At 71.3% G+C, this 18981-nt stretch carries 19 protein-coding genes and 2 tRNA genes; 8 read left to right on the top strand and 13 right to left on the bottom strand.

Annotated features, from left to right (window positions below; all coding sequences use genetic code 11):
- Window positions 1–39 precede the first annotated feature (39 nt).
- The 3 genes from queG to AUC44_RS06170 all read left to right on the top strand — a co-directional run bounded on the left by queG (window position 40) and on the right by AUC44_RS06170 (window position 2087).
- A complete protein-coding gene (gene queG / locus AUC44_RS06175; RefSeq protein WP_062157853.1) occupies window positions 40–1161 on the top strand; it encodes a tRNA epoxyqueuosine(34) reductase QueG in 1122 nt (373 codons plus the stop codon).
- A gap of 78 nt (window positions 1162–1239) precedes the next feature.
- The gene (locus AUC44_RS17275; RefSeq protein WP_335338687.1) at window positions 1240–1461 is read left to right on the top strand and encodes a glutaminyl-peptide cyclotransferase; all 222 of its coding nucleotides are present in this window, start codon (window positions 1240–1242) and stop codon (window positions 1459–1461) included.
- Window positions 1443–2087, top strand: a complete 645-nt coding sequence (locus AUC44_RS06170; RefSeq protein WP_335338686.1) for a glutaminyl-peptide cyclotransferase — start codon at window positions 1443–1445, stop codon at window positions 2085–2087. The genes AUC44_RS17275 and AUC44_RS06170 overlap by 19 nt, the downstream gene beginning before the upstream one ends.
- A gap of 58 nt (window positions 2088–2145) precedes the next feature.
- On the opposite strand, the gene tmk is transcribed toward AUC44_RS06170, so the two are convergent.
- From tmk to mglB, 7 genes are all read right to left on the bottom strand, one after another.
- Complete coding sequence (gene tmk / locus AUC44_RS06165) at window positions 2146–2766, bottom strand: dTMP kinase (RefSeq protein ID WP_062159714.1); 621 nt, start codon at window positions 2764–2766, stop codon at window positions 2146–2148.
- Between the two features lie 5 nt (window positions 2767–2771).
- Window positions 2772–3563, bottom strand: coding sequence for a Nif3-like dinuclear metal center hexameric protein (locus tag AUC44_RS06160; RefSeq protein WP_062157852.1), 792 nt, complete (start codon window positions 3561–3563; stop codon window positions 2772–2774).
- A gap of 107 nt (window positions 3564–3670) precedes the next feature.
- A tRNA-Met gene (locus tag AUC44_RS06155) sits at window positions 3671–3747 on the bottom strand.
- Window positions 3748–3781: 34 nt separating this feature from the next.
- Window positions 3782–3857, bottom strand: a tRNA-Ala gene (locus AUC44_RS06150).
- 85 nt (window positions 3858–3942) lie between these two features.
- Entirely contained in the window at window positions 3943–4614 is a 672-nt protein-coding gene (locus AUC44_RS06145; RefSeq protein WP_062157851.1) for a TrmB family transcriptional regulator, read from the bottom strand.
- Window positions 4615–4788: 174 nt separating this feature from the next.
- A complete protein-coding gene (gene mglA, locus AUC44_RS06140; RefSeq protein ID WP_046844630.1) occupies window positions 4789–5379 on the bottom strand; it encodes a GTPase MglA in 591 nt (196 codons plus the stop codon).
- A gap of 75 nt (window positions 5380–5454) precedes the next feature.
- Window positions 5455–5940, bottom strand: a complete 486-nt coding sequence (mglB, locus tag AUC44_RS06135; protein ID WP_062157850.1) for a GTPase-activating protein MglB — start codon at window positions 5938–5940, stop codon at window positions 5455–5457.
- A 284-nt stretch (window positions 5941–6224) separates the two neighbouring features.
- On the opposite strand from mglB, the gene AUC44_RS06130 reads away from it, so the two are divergent.
- Window positions 6225–7937: a phosphodiester glycosidase family protein gene (locus AUC44_RS06130; protein WP_231724575.1), complete on the top strand. Its 1713-nt coding sequence runs from the start codon at window positions 6225–6227 to the stop codon at window positions 7935–7937.
- Between the two features lie 4 nt (window positions 7938–7941).
- Here AUC44_RS06130 and AUC44_RS06125 read toward each other — a convergent pair whose 3' ends face one another.
- The 3 genes from AUC44_RS06125 to AUC44_RS06115 are packed head-to-tail and all read right to left on the bottom strand — an operon-like array spanning window position 7942 to window position 9339.
- On the bottom strand, window positions 7942–8427 hold the full coding sequence (locus tag AUC44_RS06125; RefSeq protein WP_062157849.1) for a Nudix hydrolase: 486 nt from the start codon (window positions 8425–8427) through the stop codon (window positions 7942–7944).
- 13 nt (window positions 8428–8440) lie between these two features.
- A complete protein-coding gene (locus AUC44_RS06120) occupies window positions 8441–8944 on the bottom strand; it encodes a YfiT family bacillithiol transferase (RefSeq protein ID WP_062157848.1) in 504 nt (167 codons plus the stop codon).
- Window positions 8945–8973: 29 nt separating this feature from the next.
- Window positions 8974–9339: a nucleotide pyrophosphohydrolase gene (locus tag AUC44_RS06115; RefSeq protein ID WP_062157847.1), complete on the bottom strand. Its 366-nt coding sequence runs from the start codon at window positions 9337–9339 to the stop codon at window positions 8974–8976.
- Window positions 9340–9419: 80 nt separating this feature from the next.
- On the opposite strand from AUC44_RS06115, the gene AUC44_RS06110 reads away from it, so the two are divergent.
- A complete protein-coding gene (locus tag AUC44_RS06110; protein ID WP_197408586.1) occupies window positions 9420–10319 on the top strand; it encodes a hypothetical protein in 900 nt (299 codons plus the stop codon).
- Window positions 10320–10447: 128 nt separating this feature from the next.
- On the opposite strand, the gene AUC44_RS06105 is transcribed toward AUC44_RS06110, so the two are convergent.
- Complete coding sequence (locus AUC44_RS06105) at window positions 10448–10936, bottom strand: DUF4384 domain-containing protein (RefSeq protein WP_062157845.1); 489 nt, start codon at window positions 10934–10936, stop codon at window positions 10448–10450.
- A 158-nt stretch (window positions 10937–11094) separates the two neighbouring features.
- Here AUC44_RS06105 and ftsH point away from each other — a divergent pair, with 158 nt between their 5' ends.
- The gene (gene ftsH, locus AUC44_RS06100) at window positions 11095–12930 is read left to right on the top strand and encodes an ATP-dependent zinc metalloprotease FtsH (RefSeq protein WP_062157844.1); all 1836 of its coding nucleotides are present in this window, start codon (window positions 11095–11097) and stop codon (window positions 12928–12930) included.
- A gap of 661 nt (window positions 12931–13591) precedes the next feature.
- On the opposite strand, the gene AUC44_RS06095 is transcribed toward ftsH, so the two are convergent.
- Window positions 13592–16720 (bottom strand): DEAD/DEAH box helicase, encoded by a 3129-nt coding sequence (locus AUC44_RS06095; protein ID WP_062157843.1) that lies wholly within the window; start codon window positions 16718–16720, stop codon window positions 13592–13594.
- A gap of 198 nt (window positions 16721–16918) precedes the next feature.
- Between AUC44_RS06095 and AUC44_RS06090 the strand changes: the two genes are divergently transcribed.
- The gene (locus tag AUC44_RS06090; RefSeq protein ID WP_157445192.1) at window positions 16919–17812 is read left to right on the top strand and encodes a C39 family peptidase; all 894 of its coding nucleotides are present in this window, start codon (window positions 16919–16921) and stop codon (window positions 17810–17812) included.
- A gap of 53 nt (window positions 17813–17865) precedes the next feature.
- On the opposite strand, the gene AUC44_RS06085 is transcribed toward AUC44_RS06090, so the two are convergent.
- Window positions 17866–18237, bottom strand: a complete 372-nt coding sequence (locus AUC44_RS06085; protein ID WP_062157842.1) for an MliC family protein — start codon at window positions 18235–18237, stop codon at window positions 17866–17868.
- Window positions 18238–18311: 74 nt separating this feature from the next.
- Here AUC44_RS06085 and AUC44_RS06080 point away from each other — a divergent pair, with 74 nt between their 5' ends.
- On the top strand, window positions 18312–18968 hold the full coding sequence (locus AUC44_RS06080) for a DUF1345 domain-containing protein (protein ID WP_062157841.1): 657 nt from the start codon (window positions 18312–18314) through the stop codon (window positions 18966–18968).
- Window positions 18969–18981 lie beyond the last annotated feature (13 nt).

The raw sequence follows: 18981 nt of genomic DNA, 5'->3' as shown, positions 1-18981 counted from the left end.
CCCCTTTCCGGTGCGGGCGGCGCGGCATACTGCGCGGCGATGAGCGCCTCGCCCCATGACCGGCTGCACGACCTCGCCCTGAGCCTGGGGGCGGACGCGGTCGGGTGGGCTCCGGCGCAGGTGCCGCGCGCGGCGGTGGACGAGTACGCGGGGTGGCTGGCGGCGGGGCGGCACGCGGGCATGAGCTACCTGGAGCGGCAGCTGCCGGTGCGGGCCGATCCTTCCCAGCGCCTCTCGGGCGTGCAGAGCGTGCTCGTGCTCGGCGTGTCGCACGCGTTCGCGCCGCCGCCCGTGCCGGAGGGGGGCGTGCGGGTGGGCCGCGTGGCGCGCTACGCGTGGACGCCGGACTACCACGACCAGCTCCAGCCGGTCCTGTCGCAACTGGAGGCGGAGGCCGCGCGGCTGGGTGTGCGGGCGCGCGGGTACGTGGATCACGGGCCGGTCATGGAGCGGCTGTTCGCGTCGGGCGCGTTCCTGGGCTGGCGCGGGAAGTCCGGGATGCTGGTCAGCACGTCTCTGGGCGCGTTCGTGACGCTGGCGGTCCTGCTGACCGACCTGCCGCACCCCGGCGCGGCGCAGGCCCACCCGGACCGCTGTGGGCGCTGCACGCGCTGCGTGGCCGCGTGCCCCACCGCCGCGATCGGCCCGGACCGCGCGATCGATGCGCGGCGCTGCGTGTCGTACCTGACCATCGAGCACCGCGGGCCGATCCCGCCCGAGCTGCGGCCTGGGATGGGTGAGTGGCTGTTCGGCTGTGACGTGTGCAGCGAGGTCTGCCCGTGGACCCTGAAGGCGGGCCCGCTGGCGCGGTTCCTGCGGCCCGATCCGGAGCTGGCCCACCCGGACCTGACCCGCTTTTTCGGCGTCAGTGAGCGGGAGTTCGAGCGGCAGTGGGCGGGCACGGCGTTCCTGCGCCCCCGGCGCAAGGGCATGGCCCGCAACGCGCTGACGGTCCTGGGGAACACCCGCGCGCCGCAGGGCTGGCCGCTGCTCCTCATGGGCGCGCAGGACCCCGCCTGGGAGGTGCGGGAGGCGGCCGCCTGGGCACTGGCGCAGTGGGGCGAGACCGGGCATCTGGCGCCGCTGCTGGACGACCCCCACGAGGCCGTGCGGACGACGGCCGGATGGGGTCTGGGCGTGACCGCTTCCGCAGGCCCGTGACCTTCGGGCGACCTTCATCAACCCGCGCCCGGGCAGACGCCCCCACGCGGCCCGGGCGCAGGCCGCTACCATGGGGGCGTGCGTTCCGGTGCCCTCCTGCTTCCCTACCTGCTGCTGACCCTGTCGGCGTCCCCCTCTGCCGCCCAGTCGGTCGGCACGCCTGTCCTGACGCCCACCGTGACCGCCCGTTACCCCCATGACCGCGCGGCCTTCACGGAAGGGTTGCAGTACCTGGGGGCGGCACGCTGCTGGAAAGCACCGGCATCGAGGGGCAGTCCGGCGTGCGCCGCGTGGACCTGAAGACCGGGAAGGTGCTCGCCCGGGTCGCCACGCCCATCGCCACGGCGTTCGGCGAGGGGGTCACGGCGCTGAACGCCGTGGTCTACCACCTCACCTGGGAGGACGGCGTGGCCGTCACCTTCGACGCCGCGACCCTCAAGGAGACCGGCCGCTACCGCTACAGCGGCGAGGGCTGGGGGCTGACCACCGACGGCAAGGCCCTGATCATGAGTAACGGCTCGCCGACGCTGGTGTGGCGCGACCCGAAGACCTTCCGGATCAAGCGGAGCGTGCAGGTCACGGACGCCGGGCAGCCCGTGAAGAACCTGAACGAACTGGAGTACGTGCAGGGCAGCGTGTACGCGAACGTGTGGCTGACCGACCGCGTCGCGCGGATCGACCCGCAGACCGGGAAGGTCACCGCCTGGATCGACGTGTCGGCCCTGACCCGCGAGGTCAGCGCGGCCGCCGCGAAGGCCGGGCACACCCTGACCTTCGACGACGTGCCCAACGGTATCGCGTTCGTGCCCGAGCGCGGCACGCTGCTGCTGACCGGCAAGCGCTGGCCCACCCTGTTCGAGGTGAAGCTGCCCGGCGTGAAACCCGAGGAGCCCGGCACGACCGGCCGCGCCCGCACAGGCCGCTGAACTACAGCATGTAAAGGGGGGCGAGCCGCGTGGCCGCCCCCCTTGCCCTGCCCCGTCGTCAGGGCAGGCGCGCCTGCACCGCCTGCCAGATCGCGTCCGACAGGTCGTCGGCCGGGCGGGTGGCGTCCAGCACCAGGAAGCGCGCGGGCGTCTGCTCCGCGAGGTGCAGGAACCCGGCGCGCACCCGGCGGTGGAAGTCCAGATCCGCCTGTTCCAGCCGGTCGGGCTGCCCGCGCCGCGCGGCGCGTTCCAGGCCGAGCACCGGGTCGAGGTCGAGCAGCACCGTCAGGTCCGGCGTGAGGCCGTCCGTGGCGGCCAGTGTGATCTCCCGCAGGAGGTTCACGGGCAGGCCGCGACCCGCCCCCTGGTACGCGAGGCTGGAATCGGCGTAACGGTCGCACACGACGACCTCGCCCCGGTTCAGCGCCGGTCGGATCTCGTTCGCCACGAGCTGCGCGCGGCTCGCGGAGTACAGCAGGAATTCCGGCAGCGGGTCGATGGTCAGCGCGGGGTCGAGCAGCACCTCGCGCACCCGCGTGCCCAGGGGCGTCCCGCCGGGCTCGCGGGTCAGGCGGTGCGGCGTGCCGCGGGTGTCCAGGTGCGCGGCCAGCCGGGCGAGCTGCGTGCTCTTCCCGGCCCCCTCGGGCCCCTCGAAGCTGACGAACAGGCCCGGGTGCAGCGGCGTCACAGGCCGGTGGGGTGGTGCAGGAACTGCCACGCCAGCCCGAACTCGTCCTCCAGGCGGGCGGCCAGGGCGCGCACGCCGAACACCTCGGTCTCGTAGTGCCCGGCGTAGATCACGTTCACGCCGTACTCGAAGGCGTCATGGAAGTGCTTGTGCTCGGGCTCGCCGGTCAGCAGGGTGTCCAGGCCCATCGCGGCCGCTTCAGCGATGCTGCCCGCGCCGCTGCCGCTCAGGACGCCCAGGCGCCGCACGGTCGGGGAGCGCCCGCCGCCGTGCACGAGGCAGATCTCCCCGGTCAGTTTCTGCACGCGGTCCGCGAAGTCCTGCAGGGACTGCTCGAAGGGCAGCTCGCCGGCAATGCCGATCTTCCCGCCCGCCCACTCGCCGAACGGCTCGGTGTGCTGCAGCGTCAGCGCCTGCGCGATCATCGCGTTGTTCCCCACCACCGGGTGCGCGTCCAGCGGGATGTGCGACACGTACAGGTTCAGGTCCGCCATGAGCGCCGTGCGGACCCGCTCGCGGTGCGGGCCGCTCAGGGCCAGCGGGTCACCCCAGAACAGCCCGTGGTGCGTGATGAGCAGGTCCGCGCCGCTGTCCGCCGCGTGCTGGATGGTCTTCAGGCTGCTGTCCACCGCGACCGCCACGCGCCGCACCGTGCCGGTGCCCTCGATCTGTAGGCCGTTCAGGCTGGGGTCCTTGAAGGCCCCCACGTTCAGGTACTCGTTCAGCCAGCGGACCAGGGTGTCACGCGGCACCTCGCCGCGCGTGGGAGTCAGGGAGACATACGACATGGCAGGTATTCTAGGCCCGCGCCCCGACCCGCGCAGGGTGCGGTCACACACGCAGGGACGCCCCAGGACAAGCAAAAACCCCGACCCGGTGGGGGTCGGAGTTCTGGTGGTGGCGATGCCCGGACTTGAACCGGGGACCTAACGATTATGAGTCGTTCGCTCTAACCAGCTGAGCTACATCGCCTTGAAAAAGCCCCGCGTGCGTGCGGGGCACCTTCTGGTGGAGCTGAGGGGATTCGAACCCCTGACCTTCTGAATGCCATTCAGACGCGCTCCCAACTGCGCCACAGCCCCTCGCTTGCCTTGCCGCCTCGTTTGAGGCTCAGCTATGCTAGCAGCGACCCCCCGGACTGTCAACAACGTGGCAATCGGGCGGCTGTCAGCGCGGCTGGAGCTGCTGCGCGGCCAGCTGCACGTAGCCCTCGATCAGGTGGATGATTACGGGATTGTGGGTATGGACGCCGTGCGCCTCGCCCACGCCGCCCTCGTCGATGAAGTGGGCGACCAGCGCGGCCTCGCCGTCGCGGGCGAGCAGGAACGCGCGCTGCCCAGGCGCGGCGATGGCGGGCAGGTTCGCCAGGGGCGTGCGGTACAGGTCCACGCCGCGCGGGCTGAGGCGCTCCAGCCGGTCGGCGAAGCTGGCGTCCCCGGCCATGTACAGGCTGCGGCGGGCGTTCAGGGTCAGGTCCTCGCACAGGCTGCGGATGGCAGCCTCGCCGTACAGGTGGTACACCGCTTCCGGCGCGGGGTCCGGGGCCAGGCGCGACAGGTCGCGGTCGAGAGCGCCGAGGCGGTCGTCGAAGGCCCGGCGGGCGCGGGCCAGGTACTCGCGGGCGCTGAGCGGCGCGTACTCCAGCGGGTTCTGCCCGACCTTGGCGGCCAGTCCGCGGCCCTCAAGCCGTTCGAGCGTCTCGTAGATCTTGGGCCGGGGAATGCCGGCCTGCCGGGCCACGCGGGCCGGGACGGCGCGGCCCAGGGCCAGCAGGGCGGTGTAGGCACGGGCCTCGTACTCGGTCAGCCCGAGCGCTTGCAGGTGGATCACGGCGCTCATTACGCCCCAGCATACGGGATGCGCCGCGCCTGCTGCCCGGACCGCGTGGGCCACAGAGGCGGACTGGGAACCAGGGGGAAGCTCCAGCGCACGTACCTGCGGCTCGTGCCGGCCCCACGCAGCAATTCCCCGCCCGGATCTGAATCCGGGCGGGGCGCAGGGCAGCGTCGACGTTTACTTGTTCTGGGACAGGCGTTCGAGCACGAGGCGGCTGACGGTCTTGAGGGTCTCGAACACGCCCACGCCCTTGTCGGACACGGCCTCGAAGATCATGAGTTCCTGCTTGGGATCGACCACCGCGCGGATCATGGACAGCGGCAGCGCGTCGGGCAGGTCGCGCTTGTTGACCTGCAGCACGATCGGCACGTCGCGGACGTCGATGCCGTGCTCCTGGAGGTTCTCGCGCAGGTTGCGCATGCTCTCGGCGTTGGCGCGCAGGCGGTTGGGGGCGCTGTCGGCGACGAACACGATGCCGTCCACGCCGCGCAGGATCAGCTTGCGGCTGGCGTTGTAGAACACCTGTCCGGGCACGGTGTACAGGTGGAAGCGGGTCTTGAAGCCCTGCACGGTGCCCAGGTCCAGGGGCAGGAAGTCGAAGAACAGCGTGCGCTCGTCCTCGGTGGCCAGGGAGACCATCTCGCCGCGCAGGTGGCCGGGCACCTTGGAAAAGACGTGCTTGAGGTTGGTGGTCTTGCCGCTCATGCCGGGGCCGTAGTAGACGATCTTGCAGTTGATTTCGCGCGCCGCGAAGTTGATGGTGCTCATGGGACTCCTGTGATGGTGGAATGCAGGCGGACGGTGAGGGCCAACGCGGATTCAGCCGGGACCGGGCGGGGCGGCTCAGCCCAGCAGGTCGTCGAGCAGCGAGGTCGCGCCCGCGCTGAAGTCCTCGCCCAGCTGCACGGGGGGGATGTCCTTGAGTTCGTCGAGGATCGCGGCGATCTGCGAGATGCTCTTCTTGGCGTACACCTTCACCTTGCCCAGCGGCACGCTGGCATCGAAGATGAGGGTGAGGAGCGAGTCGGTCCCGACCGATTCCACGTACAGGGTGCCGTTTTCCCCCTGGTGGATCTGCTCGCTGAAGGTGCGCTCGCCCAGCATGTTCGCCAGCGCGGCGGTCGCGGCGGCGTTGCTGGCGACCAGCGTGGCGACACTGTCGAGTGCGGGGGGGCGCGGCGCCCACAGGGCCTCCTTGTGCGACAGCACGAAGCCCTTGCGGTCGACCAGCAGGCCGTAGCGGACGCCGGTGGTGTCCAGGAGTTCCTGAATGAGGTCGTCGACGCGTTCGAAGGCGTCCCCATACAGCGCCAGTGAAGGTTCGATCATATGATTCAAGTATAAAAACACATTTCATACAAGCTCGTCACTTCGGCTGACCGCCGATCATGAAGCTGACGGGACGCTCACCAGCCCGCGCGCAGGCGGGCGCTACACTCCCCGGCGTGACCGCGCCCCGACCCGTCCGCTCCCGCCGCCCCGCTCCCGTCCTCACGCTGAGCGCCGCCCTGCTGGGCTCGTCGCTGCTGGGTCTGGCGGGCGCGCGGCCCGTGGCGATCGGAGGGGTGGTGCAGTCGGCGGCGGTGGGGACGCAGGCGCTGCCCGGCGGGGAGATGCTGCCCGTGTGGACGCTGCCGCGCCTGGGCGTGACCGTCCGCAACGACCCGGTGGACGTGCGCCTGCTGTTGGGCACGCGGGAGCTGCGCTACGCCCCGGCGACCGGGTGGCGCGCCGTCGGCTTCACCTTGAGCGCGAAACTGCCCGCGCCTCAGTTGACCGGCGGCAGTCTGTTCGTGCCACTGGCCGCCCTGAATGCGCTGGGCCTTCAGCTGCTCGCCGACACACCCGCCCTGCTGGACTTCGCCGCGCCCGCCAGTGTGCCCGCCGTGACCCTGCCGCCCTCGCCGGATCTGGCGCAGACGCCGGCGCCGGGCGGAGCCCCCGGCATGACCCCGGCGCCGGTGCCCGCACCCTCTCCCCTGCCCCAACCCCAGCCCCAGCCGACCTTCACGGTGAACCTGGACACCGTGCGCGTGAGCCGCACCCTGCACCGCACGGTGGAGGTGCAGCGGGTCGTGCTGGAACTCAGCGGCGCGGCGGCGGCCAGCGTCGCACGGCGCCAGAACGGGCTGACCGTGACCCTGAGTGGGGTATCCGTCACGCCGGGCACGCAGACCCTCGAATCCGGCGACACCCTGAGCCTCACGCAGTCGCCGCAGGGCGCCGTGGTGGGCCTCACGACCGGGGGTGGGCGCAGTGAGATCTTCACGCTGAACAATCCGGAGCGGGTCGTGATCGACACGACCACCTACCTCGACGGCGCCGTGCCGCCCCCCGTCGATCCGGACGCCCTGCCGGACGGCGTGACCTACCGGCAGCTGGGCGGCCTGCACCTCCTGAGTTTCGACCCGGCCCGCTACCAGCCGCGCGTGGTGAGTGCCCCGACCGGGCAGGCCAGCGGCGTGGCCGATCTGGTCAAGCGGGTGGGCGGCGTGGCGGGCGTGAACGGCGGGTACTTCGATCCGGGCACGCACCTCCCGGTGGACCTGGTCGCCACGGGCGGCCTGATGACCGCGCCCAGCCTGGAAAAACGCGCCACGCTGGGCTTCACCGCGCAGGGCGATACCCTCTTCGGCTACCCCCGGCCCCGCTACGTCCTGAGCGGCGCGGGCTTCAGCGTGACCGTGAACAGCGTGCGGGCCAAGGCCGACCCGACCCTGCTCACCGCGTTCGTGGGCGACGGCCGCACGCGCGTCGGCGCCGACCGCCTGACCACCCTGCTCGTGGCGCCCGGCGCGGCGGCGGTGGGCTCGGCGCTGAGCGGCGTGGTCACCCCCCCGGCGGGCACGCTGGCCTTCACCTTCGACCCGGCGCGGTTCCCGCAGCTGCCGCGCACGGCGGGCGCGCCCCTGAGCGCCACGCTGAACTGGCGCGCGGACGGCGGCTGGGACGCCGCCACGGACGCCCTGAGCGCCGGACCGCTGCTCGTGCAGGGGGGCCGCGTGGCCCTTGACCCGGCGCGCGAGGGGTTCAACACCGCCGCGAGCATCTGGCGGCCCACCCGTCAGGTGGCCTTCGGGACGCTGGCGGGGCAGCCCACCATCGCGTTCCTGGAACACGGCAGCCCCGAGGCGTTCGCCGCCGCGCTGGCGAAGGCGGGCGTGCGGGACGCCGTGCGGCTGGACAGCGGCAGCAGCGCCACCGCGTTCGTCACCGGCGGGTACGCGAACCTGGGCGGGTACCTGAACACCGTCTGGAGCCGCCCGGTCCCGAACGCCATCGTGCTCGTGCCGCGCGCCGACGCCTCGCCCGCCGCGCGCCGCTGACCCGTCAGCCGGTCGGCGTGGCGCCCCGTCGCCCGCGTTCGCGCAGGGCGTCCTCGTAGAACAGTTTCGTGTGGTGCATGCGGATCAGCCCGGCGCCATACAGCGCGTCGAATTCGGGCTTCGGGACGAAGCGCACCTCCCGCACCTCGTCGGGCACGGTCGGCGTGAAGGTCGAGCCGGGCCGCGCCTCGGCCAGCCACGCGTGCCGCAGCACCGGCTCGCCGTCCGGGAAGTGCCCCAGGTACGCCGCAAGGAACGTCAGCAGGCCCGCGCGGACGCCCGCCTCCTCCCAGGCCTCGCGCACCGCCGTGTCCTGCGGGTTCTCGCCGGGTTCGACCGTGCCGCTGGGAATGTGCCACAGCCCGGCCTTCCCCCGCTGCCCCGGCACGCCCCGCTCCCGCACGAGCAGGATGTCACCCGCCTCGTTCAGGACGACCACACCCGCCGCGCGGTGCTCTATAGGGGTATGCAGCTCGGGGCCGAACTGCATCAGCGTTCCCCCTTCACGACCAGCCCATCCGCTCACGCAGGGCCGTGATCTGCGCCACGTGATGCCGACCGTGCCACGCGTACATCGCCAGCAGCGTATCCACGCTGTACGTACGGCCCTGCGCCGGATGCGTCCAGGGGCGTGCCCAGTCGTCCCCCTGCGGGTCCAGCGCCGCGAACAGCATGCCCAGCCGCGAGTGCAGCGCGTCGATGAGGTTCAGGCTCACCTCCGGCACCAGCTCGTGGTCGGGCAGGGTCGCCCAGCGGTCCTCCTCGTACGGCTTGACCACCGGGTTGTCCTCGGTCAGCGCGAGCTTCAGGCGGATGAAGGCGTTCATGTGGCTCTCCGCGACATGGTGCACGACCTGCCGCACCGTCCAGCCCCCCTCGCGGTACGGGGTGGCCAGCTGTGCCTCCGAGAGGCCCTGCACCGCCTCGAACAGGTCCGCGGGCAGCGCGAACACCTGCCCCAGCGCCTCGACCCGCTCGGGAGGCGTGAGGGTCAGGGGCGTGGGCATCGGTCCGATCGGGTAGCGCGGGTCGGCCGTCACCGCGCGCCCTCCCCGGCCGCGCGGTCCGCCACTTCCTGCGGCTGGTCCTTCTTCGTCCAGCGGGTCGCGTCGCGCCGCTCGATCTTCGCCATCATCCGCTCGAAGCCGCGCTCCAGATCCAGCCCGCGCTCGTTCGCCATGCAGATCGTCACGAACAGCAGGTCCGCGAGTTCCATCTCCAGATCCCCGGCGTCCTCGCCCGCCTTGGGCGTTTTGCCGTTCTGATGCGCGATGACGCGGGCGATCTCCCCGGTCTCCTCGGTCAGGCGGGCCAGCATCAGCAGCGGCGGGAAATACCCCTCCTTGAACTGGGAGATGAAGGCGTCCACGCGCGCGCTCGCGTCCTGAAAGGTGAGGCTCATGCGGGCAGGATAACCGGCCTAGCCCCGGGTGCGCCGGGTGGCGGATGCGGCCCGCGCCCGGCGCGGCGCAGCATGGCGGCGTGACGAGTCCTGTCTGCCGCCACCGCTCGAGCGGGCCCCGGGTGTGGGACGTGACCCGCCCCGACGGGCTGGGCGTGACCCCCGACCTGGGCGAGGCAGGCGCGTACCTGCCGGCCCTGCGGGCCGCGCTGGCTGGCGTGCTGGTGGCTGCCGCCGGGCGGGATCTGGTGTTCGTGGGCCGCTCGCCCGACCCGCTGCGGACGTACCTGAGTGGCCTGCTGGGCGGCGTGGACGCGCCGCAGCGGGTCTCGGCGCTGAACGTGTCGCTGCTGAACGCGACACTGACCCCGGCGCAGGCGCTCGCCCTGCGGCCCCTGCTGGCCGGTGTGGGCCTGCGCCCCGCTGAGCTGACCCGCGAGGACCGCCGCGCGGCGCTGGTGGACGTGGTCGCGTCCGGCGGCACGTTCGCGCAGCTGCACCGCGTCCTGCGGGGCTGGGCGGCCGGAGAGGGCCTGGGCACGACCTGCGTGGCCCGCCGGGTCAGCGCCGTGGGGCTGCTGCGCGCCGGGTGCGCCCGCCCCGGCGCGTGGCGCTGGTCCGCCCAGCCGGAACTGCGGGGGGTGCAGACCCGCAGCGTCCTGACCGACCCGGCCCTGTGGCACTGGCTGGCCGAGGATGGCCCGAAACTGGCGCCGCGCTTCCCGGTGCCCGCCTGGCCCAGCCCGCCGCTGACGCTGCCCGGGCGGACGGACGAGACCCTGGGCGCGCTGGCGCAGGCCCGCGCCCTCGTCCTGCTGGGCCAGGACCCCGCCGAACGGCAGCGGATGGCGGCGGCCCTGATCCGCGCCGGCGGGCTGGCGGACGCCAGCCTGCGCCCCCTGATACGGGCATGGAAGGGTCAGCAGAACCCAGCCGCCACGCGTGCGCCACGCCGCGCGCGGTTGCCACGGTCCCGCTGACCCAGACCGCGCCGGAGGCCCCCTGCGGTTCAGGCGGCCTCCAGCGTTCAGGCGGGAACTCGGAGCGTTTGTCGGTGGAATTTTGGAGGGAAAGTGCGGGAAATTCCCACCGACCCCGGGGGCGGCGGTCAGCGGATGTACAGGTAGGTTTCCTGCACGTCGCGGTCCTCCACGGCGTACGGCTGGAGGTAGGCGGTGCTCGTGGCGTTCCAGCGGCCCTCGTCGTACGTGCCGCGCAGCACGAGGTCGCTGGTGGGGCGCACGCGGGTGAAGATCGCGCGCACGCGCTGGAGGCCGCGCGGCGTCCCCACGGTATACACCTGGTTGTCCTGCGCGCGGGGGAACACGGTCGTCCCGGCGGGCACGTACACGTTGCGCGCGATGGTGCTGGCCTCGCTGCCCTGCAGGGCGATCAGGGTGACGTACCCGGCCGCGCGGGTGCTCACCACGAAGCGCACCGATTCGCCCACGGCGTAGGTGCTGCCCTCGCCCCGGTCCGGGCGCAGGGACGTGATCAGGTTGCTGCCCGATCCCTGAAGACCCAGGTTGGGACGGACGGTGACGGAGCAGGCGCTGAGGCCCAGGGCCAGGGTGCCGAGCAGAAGTGCGGTGCGCATGTGATCACCCTATGACGCGAAACTGACCGGAAGCTGAGTGCGCCGTTCACCCGGCGTGGGGTTCAGACCCCCATGGCCGGGCCGGTGCGGGCAGCGCCCCACGGGTTTCAGTGCCTCTTTCCACCAAATGCCGGGCCCCTGCGGGCGTAGGATGCAGCATGAGTCCCGCCCGACGGCTGCTGCCCCTGCTCCTGCTGGCCCTGCTCGGCATCTCGGCCGCGCTGCCCGCCCGCCCCGCCACGCCGGACGGGCCGTACACCACCAACCGCTTCTTCGCCGATCTGAGCGGCGGCGGGGTCACGCGCGTCACGCTGAACAGTGCCGGCCTGGCGAACGTCACCCTGACCGACGCGGGCGGCACGCGCGTCCGCTCGCTGGTCGTCCCACCGGACGGCGCCACCCTGAAACGCATCCGCGACGCCGGGGTGCCCCTGAGCGTCACGGGCAGCGGCAGCACCCTGGGCTGGCTGGGGCAGCTGCTGCCCCTCGTGCTGACCGGGCTGATCCTGGTGGTGCTGTGGCGCTCCATGCGTGGCGCGCAGGGCGGCGCGAACCCCACGAACTTCGGGCGGTCGCGGGCGGCAGTGATCAGCGAAGGCCAGATCAAACTCACCTTCGGCGACGTCGCCGGCTGCGACGAGGCCAAAGCCGACCTCCAGGAAGTCGTCGACTTCCTCCGCCACCCCGACCGCTACCACCAGCTCGGCGCCCGCATCCCCCACGGTGTCCTCCTCGTCGGCCCCCCCGGCTCCGGCAAGACCCTCCTCGCCAAGGCCGTCGCCGGTGAAGCCCGCGTCCCCTACTTCAGCATCTCCGGCAGCGACTTCGTCGAGATGTTCGTCGGCGTCGGTGCCGCGAGGGTCCGCGACCTCTTCGAGCAGGCCCGCAAGAACGCTCCCTGCATCGTCTTCATCGACGAGATCGACGCCGTCGGCCGCAAACGCGGCGTCAACATGCAGGGCGGCAACGACGAACGCGAACAGACCCTCAACCAGCTCCTCGTCGAGATGGACGGCTTCTCTTCCGGCCAGGAGGTCATCATCCTGGCCGCCACCAACCGCCCCGACGTCCTCGACGCCGCCCTGCTGCGCCCGGGCCGCTTCGACCGGCAGGTCGTGGTGGACGCCCCGGACGTGCGGGGCCGCGAGATGATCCTGCGCATCCACGCGCGCAAGAAACCGCTGGACCCCAGTGTGGACCTGGGCGTGATCGCACGGCGTACGGCGGGGATGGTCGGGGCGGACCTGGAGAACCTGCTGAACGAGGCGGCGCTGCTCGCCGCGCGCTCCGGGCGGACGCGGATCACGGGGCGGGACGTGGACGAGGCGCGGGACCGAGTGCTGATGGGCCCGGAGCGGCGCAGCATGGTCGTGCGTGAGGCCGACCGCAAGGTCACCGCCTACCACGAGGTCGGCCACGCCCTCGCCGCCCAGCTCCTCCCGCACGCCAACCGCGTCGCGAAACTCACCGTCGTCCCGCGCGGCCGCGCCGCCGGGTACATGATGCCCGACGCCGACGACCGCCTTCACGTCACCCGCCCCGCCCTCGAAGACATGATCGCCGTCGCCCTCGCCGGCCGCGCCGCCGAGGACGTCGTGTTCGGCGAGATCACCACCGGCGCCCAGAACGACTTCCAGCAGGCCACCGGCATCGCCCGCCGCATGGTCACCGAATGGGGCATGAGCGACCGCATCGGCAAAGTCGCCCACGCCACCGACCAGGGCACCTACCTCGGCGGCGGCCCCCAGATGCTCCCCATGAGCGAAGGCACCGCCGCGCAGATCGACGACGAGATCAAAACCCTCATCGACGCCGCCTACGCCCGCGCCGTCACCCTGATCGGCGAGCACCTGAGCCGCGTCCACGAGATCGTCAGCGTCCTCCTCAGCCGCGAAACCCTGTCCGGCGAAGAATTCGCCGCGCTTCTCAAAGGCGAAACGCTCGACCCGCTGCCACCCGCTACGCCCAGCACGCCGCCCAGCCTCGCGGGGTGAGTTGTTCGGCAGTGACGTCTTGGGGCTGCGCCTGCGGCGGGCTGCCGTGTCTACCGGAATTGAGGTGAAATGGGTGCGCCTGGCGGCGGGCTGCCCCACCCCCCAGCCCCCTCCGCAAGCGGCTCATACGAGTCCCCCAGGGGGGCAGGGGGAGCGTTCGCTGCGCTCGGCAGGTATTTCTCTGAGCTGGTCGGCAGGCATGGGGCGGGTTCGGCCCCTGATGGGGTTGCAGACCTCCGGTGTCGCTGCGGGCGCCCCGCGCGCTGCGCGCACGACGGGCTCGTTTGCCACGACGCCAATGGGGCCAGCCAACTTGGCGCGTGCCGGAAGGTTCTACTTTTCTCGCTTTTGCAGAAGCTGCGGTTTTGAAAGTCGATCAGTGGCGCGAAGCGTCCCGCCGATCACCTGACCGCAGGCCACCACCGGCCGTCGTGCGCGAAGCGCGCGGGCCTACGAGGGGGCGGGACTCGCAGAGCTGCGCAGCAGGGGATGGTGTCGAGACCGGAAACGTCACCGCCCAGTACAAGACCGCCGCATCAGGAACAACTCTTGCCCAGTGCAACGTAAGCCCCCCCTGCCCCCCTGGGGGACTCGTATGAGCCGCTTGCGGAGGGGGCTGGGGGGTGTGGGGCAGCCCGCCGCCAGGCGCACCCATTCCGACTTATCCGAAGTACCCGAGCAGGTCGATCAGCGTGCGCGCGTAGTCGTTGGGTTTCAGCCCGCGTTTGTCGAGTTTGACGCTCGGTGGGAACGTGACGACTTCGGTCTTGTAGGGGAAGGCGCGCAGGCCGGGGGCGTCGTAGTCGAGGGTCTTGTAGGCGAAGGTGATCTGGATCTGGGTCATGGTTTCACCGATGCTCAGGACGCGTTTGGCGGCGGCGGTGAGGCGGAGTTTGGCGAGGTCGATGAAGTTCTGCACTTCGGGGGTGGGGGGGCCGTATTTTTTGCGCAGGTCGCGTTCGACGCGGCTGATGGCCTGGAGGGTACGGCTGTCTGATAGTCGGCCGTAGGTGGCGATGCGGGCTTCCTCGTCGTTCTCGAAGTATTCGGGCGAGAGGCGCGCGTCGATGGGCAGGTCGATGCTGATGGTGGCGGGCGCCTCGATCTTCTCGCCCTTGAGTTTGGCGACGGCTTCGGCGAGCAGTTCGGTGTACACGTCGATGCTGACGGCCTGCACGTGCCCGTGCTGTTCCTCGCCTAGGATGTTGCCCACGCCGCGAATTTCCATGTCCTTCTCGGCCAGCAGGTGGCCCGAGCCGAGGTCCTGGAGGTCGGCGATGGCCCACAGGCGGCGCTGGGCGTTTTCGGTCATGCGCGGCGGGTAGAACAGGTAGGCGTAGGCGGTCTGGGCGCGGCGGCCCACGCGGCCGCGCAGCTGGTAGAGCTGGGCGAGGCCGAGGCGGTCGCTGCGTTCAATCAGGATGGTGTTCGCCTCGGGGATGTCCAGGCCGGTTTCGACGATGGTGGTGGCGAGGAGCACGTCGAAGGCGCCCTGTTCGAAGCCGAGCATGATCTCCTCGAGTTCTTCTTCGTTCATGCGGCCGTGGGCGACGCCGATGCGGGCTTCGGGGACGAGGTTGCGCAGGTAGAGGCTGCGGGCGCCGATGCTGGCGATGCGGTCGTGGATGTAGAAGACCTTGCCGCCGCGTTCGATCTCGCTGAGGATGGCGTCGCGGACGGTGATGGGGTCGAAGGGCGCGAGGACCGTCTGGATGGGTTTGCGGCCCTTGGGGGGCGTCTGGATGGAGCTCATGTCGCGCAGGCCGACCATGCTCATGTAGAGGGTGCGGGGGATGGGCGTGGCGGACAGCGCGAGGGTATCCACGGCGCGGGCGTCGTCGGGGATGTCGATCTTGCCGTCCCTGGGCGCTTCGGGCAGGCCGCGCAGGGCGCGGAGTTTTTCCTTCTGGCCGACGCCGAAGCGGTGTTCCTCGTCGACGATGATCAGGCCCAGGTCGCGGAACTGCACGTCGCCGCTGAGGAGGCGGTGCGTGCCGATCAGGATGTCCACCTTGCCCTGGGCGGCGTCGGCGAGGATGCTCCGGGCCTGCTGCGGCGTGGTGAAGCGCGACAGACCCTCGACGCGCACGGGGAGGCCCTTGAAGCGCTCGACGAAGGTGCTGGTGTGCTGTTCGGCCAGCAGGGTGGTGGGGACGAGCACGGCGACCTGTTTGCCGTGCCCGACGACGCGGTGCGCGGCGCGCAGGGCCACCTCGGTCTTGCCGAAGCCCACGTCGCCGGAGATCAGGCGGTCGGCGGGATTGGCCTTCTCCAGGTCGCGCATGGTTTCTTTCAGCGCGGTTTTCTGGTCGGCGGTGAGCTCGAACTTGAAGTTCGCCTCGACCTGCTCGTCCCATTCGGGTTGCGCGGGGAATGCGTTGCCGGGCGTGACCTGCCGCGCGGCGTACTGCACGAGCAGCTTCGCGGCGACGGCCTCGGCGTTCTTGCGGGCCTTCTCCTTGGCTTTCGCCCAGTCCTTCTTGTCGAAGGAACTCAAGCTGGGTGGGTCGTCGGTGGTGCCCGGGTGGCGGCGCAGGACGGGCAGCTGCTCGATGGGGACGCTCAGGCGCGCGCCGCCCCGGTACGTGAGGTTCAGGTAGTCGCGGGTGACACCCAGCACCTTGCGGGTTTCGAGGCCCTCGAACTGCCCGATGCCGTGCTCGGGGTGGATCAGGTAGTCCCCGACGTGCAGGCCCAGCGCGTCCGTGACGGGTTTGCCGTTCAGGCGCTTGCCGCGCAGGGCGCTGCCGCCCTGGAAGCCGTAGATGAGGTCCTCGGTCAGGACGACCGTCTTGTGCTCGGGGATGACGAAGCCGCCCTCGCCCGCCGCGCGCAGGAAGCCCAGGCCCCCCTCGGGCACGCGGGGGATCTTCAGCCAGGGGATCTCGTGGGTGTTCAGCAGCTTGTCCGCGAGGTACGCGGCGGTGCGGTCGTGCCGCACGAGGATCATCATGCGGTAGTCCGCCTCGCGCCACTCGTTCACGTCGCGTTCCAGGTCGCTCAGGCGCGCCCGGTAGAACGGGAGGGTGGTCAGGCCGGTGTCCAGATCCGGCAGGTCCAGCGGCGAGCGGCCGAAGCTCGTGACCTCACGCCCGGCCAGTTTCGGCCAGAAGGTATCGATCAGGACGCCCAGCGCGGACGCGTAGAACTCCGGGGAGTCCAGGAACACCCGCCCCGGCAGCAGCTCCAGGCGGGTGGCGTCCCACTTCACCTCCGTCAGGTAGTCGGCGGTGGGTTCCAGCGTGAAGCTCTGCGCCTTCTCGCCCGTCAGCGCGCCGGGCTTCAGGAAGCGCAGGGTGTCCAGTTCGTCCCCGAAGAACTCCGCGCGCACCCACAGGCCCTCCTCCGCCTCTGCGGGCAGGCCCGACCCGGCCGAGAGTCGCAGTTCCAGCGTGTCGCCCTGAATCTCGAAGCCGGGTTCCTCGCCACGCTCGTAGCCCAGGCGTTCCAGGCGGGAGAGCAGGACCTCACGCGGGTAGCTGGCCCCCACCTTCAGGGTCAGGGCGTGATCCTCCGGCCGCGACGGGAACAGGTCCAGGGCGGTGTTCACGTCGAGCACCACGTGCTCGTGGCGGGTGTCCCAGTCGCGCAGGCCCGGGTTCACGCTGACCGGCGCGCCCAGCACGCCCGCCGTGGCGTAACTGCCCAGGCGGTCCGGGGTGGTCAGCAGCACCGCCGGGCCCGGGAACGCCGCGAACAGCGCCGCCCGCGCCACCTGCGGCAGCAGCAGCAGGTTTCCGGGCGGGGCGGCGGGCAGCAGTTTCGACAGGTTCGGCGCAGCAACAGTCACCGGAAGAGTGTACGCGCACCCGCCAGAAAAGACCGAGAGCGAAAAGACTTACCGAAGGGGCCGGGGGGCGCCGGCCGCGCGCGGCCGGGCCGTGTCTGCATGCCGGGCCGCATTGTTGGAAGGCGGTGAAGGATCGCGTCAGGGACGCTTCAATGGCGCTGAAGGCAGGCCGGGCACCCGGCCGTCAGACTGCTTGACATGAAACGGATTGCCCTGGTTTCCCTGCTGCTCGCCCCGGCCCTGGGGGCATGCATGTCCGAGGCGCAGACCGCGCGCCCCGCCAGCCTCACCCTGAGCGGCGTGGGGCACGACAATCAGGCGCTGAACAACTGCGGGCCGGTCACGGCGTCCGTGGTGCTGGGCTACCACGGCAGGAAGGTCACGCAGGCGCAGGCGGCCGCCGCGCTCAAGGACGGCCCGAACGACGTGGAGGTCAGCACGCAGGAGGTCGCCGCGTACCTCGAGCGCCAGGGCCTGCGCACCGTCATCCGATACGGGGGCACGCCGGAGCTGCTGCGCGTCCTGATCGCCGCGAAACTCCCGGTCGTGGTGCAGCAGCGCCTGAAGGACGGGGACAACACCGCCCACTTCCGCACGGTGTACGGGTACAGCGCGCAGGGCCTGACGAGCAGCGACTCCCTGCTGGGCGCGAAACTCACCCACAGCGAGGCGCAGTTCGAGGCGCTCTGGAACTACTACAACGGTGAGTACCTACTCGCCTACCCTGCCAGCCGCGAGGCGGACGTCAGGCGCCTGCTGGGCAGAGACTGGGACGAGGCCGCGAACTGGACGCGCCTGCGTGACGAGATGCAGGCCCGCACCCGGAAGGGCGGCGCGACCGCGTTCGACTGGTGGGGCCTGGGGCAGGCGCGACTGGCCCTCGGGCAGCCGCAGGACGCCGCGCAGGCTTTCGACCGGGCCGTGCAGATCGGCGTGCCCCTCCAGTACCACTGGTACCGTCAGGGGGCGCTGCTGGCCTGGAACCGCACCGGGCAGGCCGAGCGCACCCGGGAGATCGCGCAGCGCATCTTGGCGCAGCAGCCCGGCATCAAGGAGATCGAGGCGCTGCTGGCCCAGGCCAACGCGGACTAAGGGTCTTCAGAGGTGCGAATCGCCCTCCGCACCTCTGGCCGTGGTGATGCCGTTCAGCGGGTCGGGGTCTTGCAACCGGTCAGCAGGGTTTTCGTGGTGGTGGTGCTGTTCCCGGTGAAGGTGCTGAGTTCCGCCGTACCTTGGTGCTCCCACCACTGCAGGCCGCCGCGCGCGCCGGCGGGGCCGTTCAGGCTGGCGTAGCGGGCGCCGCTGGCGCTGATGGCCTGCGCCAGCCCGTACTTCTGGCCCTTCCAGTCCAGTACGGCGAACATGGGCTGATCCCCGAACTGCACGTAGTACACGCTGACGTTCTGCCCGCCCGTGCAGGCGTACTGGTAGACGCGGTAGTTCACCTGCACGGGTGGCGTCGCGGCGCTCGCCACGCCCAGCATCAGTCCAGCGGCGGCCAAGATCACTCGTTTCATCCTTCCCACGGTAGCCAGCGCCCATGAACGCTTCACGAGCGCCGGATGACAATCCTGCGGTGTAGGCTCCGCGCATGACCCCCACCGCCCGGCGTCCCCGCCACGCTGCCCGCCGCCTGCTCATCGGTCTCGTGGCGGGCCTGCTGGTCGGTCTCGCCACACCCCGCGGCTGGCCGCCGGAGGCGCGGATCCTGCTGGGCTGGAACGTCTTCACGCTGTCGGTCATGGCGCAGCTGTGGCCGCTCATGATGCGAGCGGGGCCGGCCCGCACGCGCGAACTCGCCACGCGCGAGGATGACAGCCGGGCGCTGGCCGGGACGATCACCATGACGGCCGCCCTGGTGAGCCTGATCGGGGTGGTGTTCCTGCTGTCCGACGCGCACGACGCCAGGGGCACCCGGGAGCTGCTGCTCACGGCCCTGGCGGTGGGGACGGTCGCCACGAGCTGGCTGCTCGTGCAGACCGAGTACACCCTGCACTACGCCCGGCGCTACTACCGGGATGGACGCGGCGTGCTGTTCCCTCACGGGGAGGGCAACCTGGAGGAGCCCACCTACTGGGATTTCGCGTACCTGAGCGTCACCATCGGCATGACGTATCAGGTGAGCGACACGAACCTGAATACCCGCGCCATGCGCCGCCTGCTGCTGGGGCACGCGCTGCTGTCGTTCGTGTTCGGGACGGTGATCATCGCGGTGACGATCAACGGCGTGGCAGGCCTGATCCAGTAGCGGCTGGAACGCT

The sequence above is a fragment of the Deinococcus actinosclerus genome (assembly GCF_001507665.1).
GTDB classification, from domain to species: Bacteria; Deinococcota; Deinococci; order Deinococcales; family Deinococcaceae; genus Deinococcus; species Deinococcus actinosclerus.
This window is presented reverse-complemented; position numbering and strand designations above follow the sequence as displayed.

What these genes read in the sequence shown, in the direction of transcription:
- queG (WP_062157853.1), top strand. Translation starts at nt 40, where the DNA reads ATGAGCGCCTCGCCCCATGACCGGCTGCACGACCTCGCCCTGAGCCTG.
- AUC44_RS06160 (WP_062157852.1), bottom strand. Translation starts at nt 3,563, where the DNA reads ATGTCGTATGTCTCCCTGACTCCCACGCGCGGCGAGGTGCCGCGTGAC.
- AUC44_RS06145 (WP_062157851.1), bottom strand. Translation starts at nt 4,614, where the DNA reads ATGAGCGCCGTGATCCACCTGCAAGCGCTCGGGCTGACCGAGTACGAG.
- mglA (WP_046844630.1), bottom strand. Translation starts at nt 5,379, where the DNA reads ATGAGCACCATCAACTTCGCGGCGCGCGAAATCAACTGCAAGATCGTC.
- mglB (WP_062157850.1), bottom strand. Translation starts at nt 5,940, where the DNA reads ATGATCGAACCTTCACTGGCGCTGTATGGGGACGCCTTCGAACGCGTC.
- AUC44_RS06130 (WP_231724575.1), top strand. Translation starts at nt 6,225, where the DNA reads ATGCTGCCCGTGTGGACGCTGCCGCGCCTGGGCGTGACCGTCCGCAAC.
- AUC44_RS06125 (WP_062157849.1), bottom strand. Translation starts at nt 8,427, where the DNA reads ATGCAGTTCGGCCCCGAGCTGCATACCCCTATAGAGCACCGCGCGGCG.
- AUC44_RS06120 (WP_062157848.1), bottom strand. Translation starts at nt 8,944, where the DNA reads ATGCCCACGCCCCTGACCCTCACGCCTCCCGAGCGGGTCGAGGCGCTG.
- AUC44_RS06115 (WP_062157847.1), bottom strand. Translation starts at nt 9,339, where the DNA reads ATGAGCCTCACCTTTCAGGACGCGAGCGCGCGCGTGGACGCCTTCATC.
- AUC44_RS06105 (WP_062157845.1), bottom strand. Translation starts at nt 10,936, where the DNA reads ATGCGCACCGCACTTCTGCTCGGCACCCTGGCCCTGGGCCTCAGCGCC.
- ftsH (WP_062157844.1), top strand. Translation starts at nt 11,095, where the DNA reads ATGAGTCCCGCCCGACGGCTGCTGCCCCTGCTCCTGCTGGCCCTGCTC.
- AUC44_RS06090 (WP_157445192.1), top strand. Translation starts at nt 16,919, where the DNA reads ATGAAACGGATTGCCCTGGTTTCCCTGCTGCTCGCCCCGGCCCTGGGG.
- AUC44_RS06085 (WP_062157842.1), bottom strand. Translation starts at nt 18,237, where the DNA reads ATGAAACGAGTGATCTTGGCCGCCGCTGGACTGATGCTGGGCGTGGCG.
- AUC44_RS06080 (WP_062157841.1), top strand. Translation starts at nt 18,312, where the DNA reads ATGACCCCCACCGCCCGGCGTCCCCGCCACGCTGCCCGCCGCCTGCTC.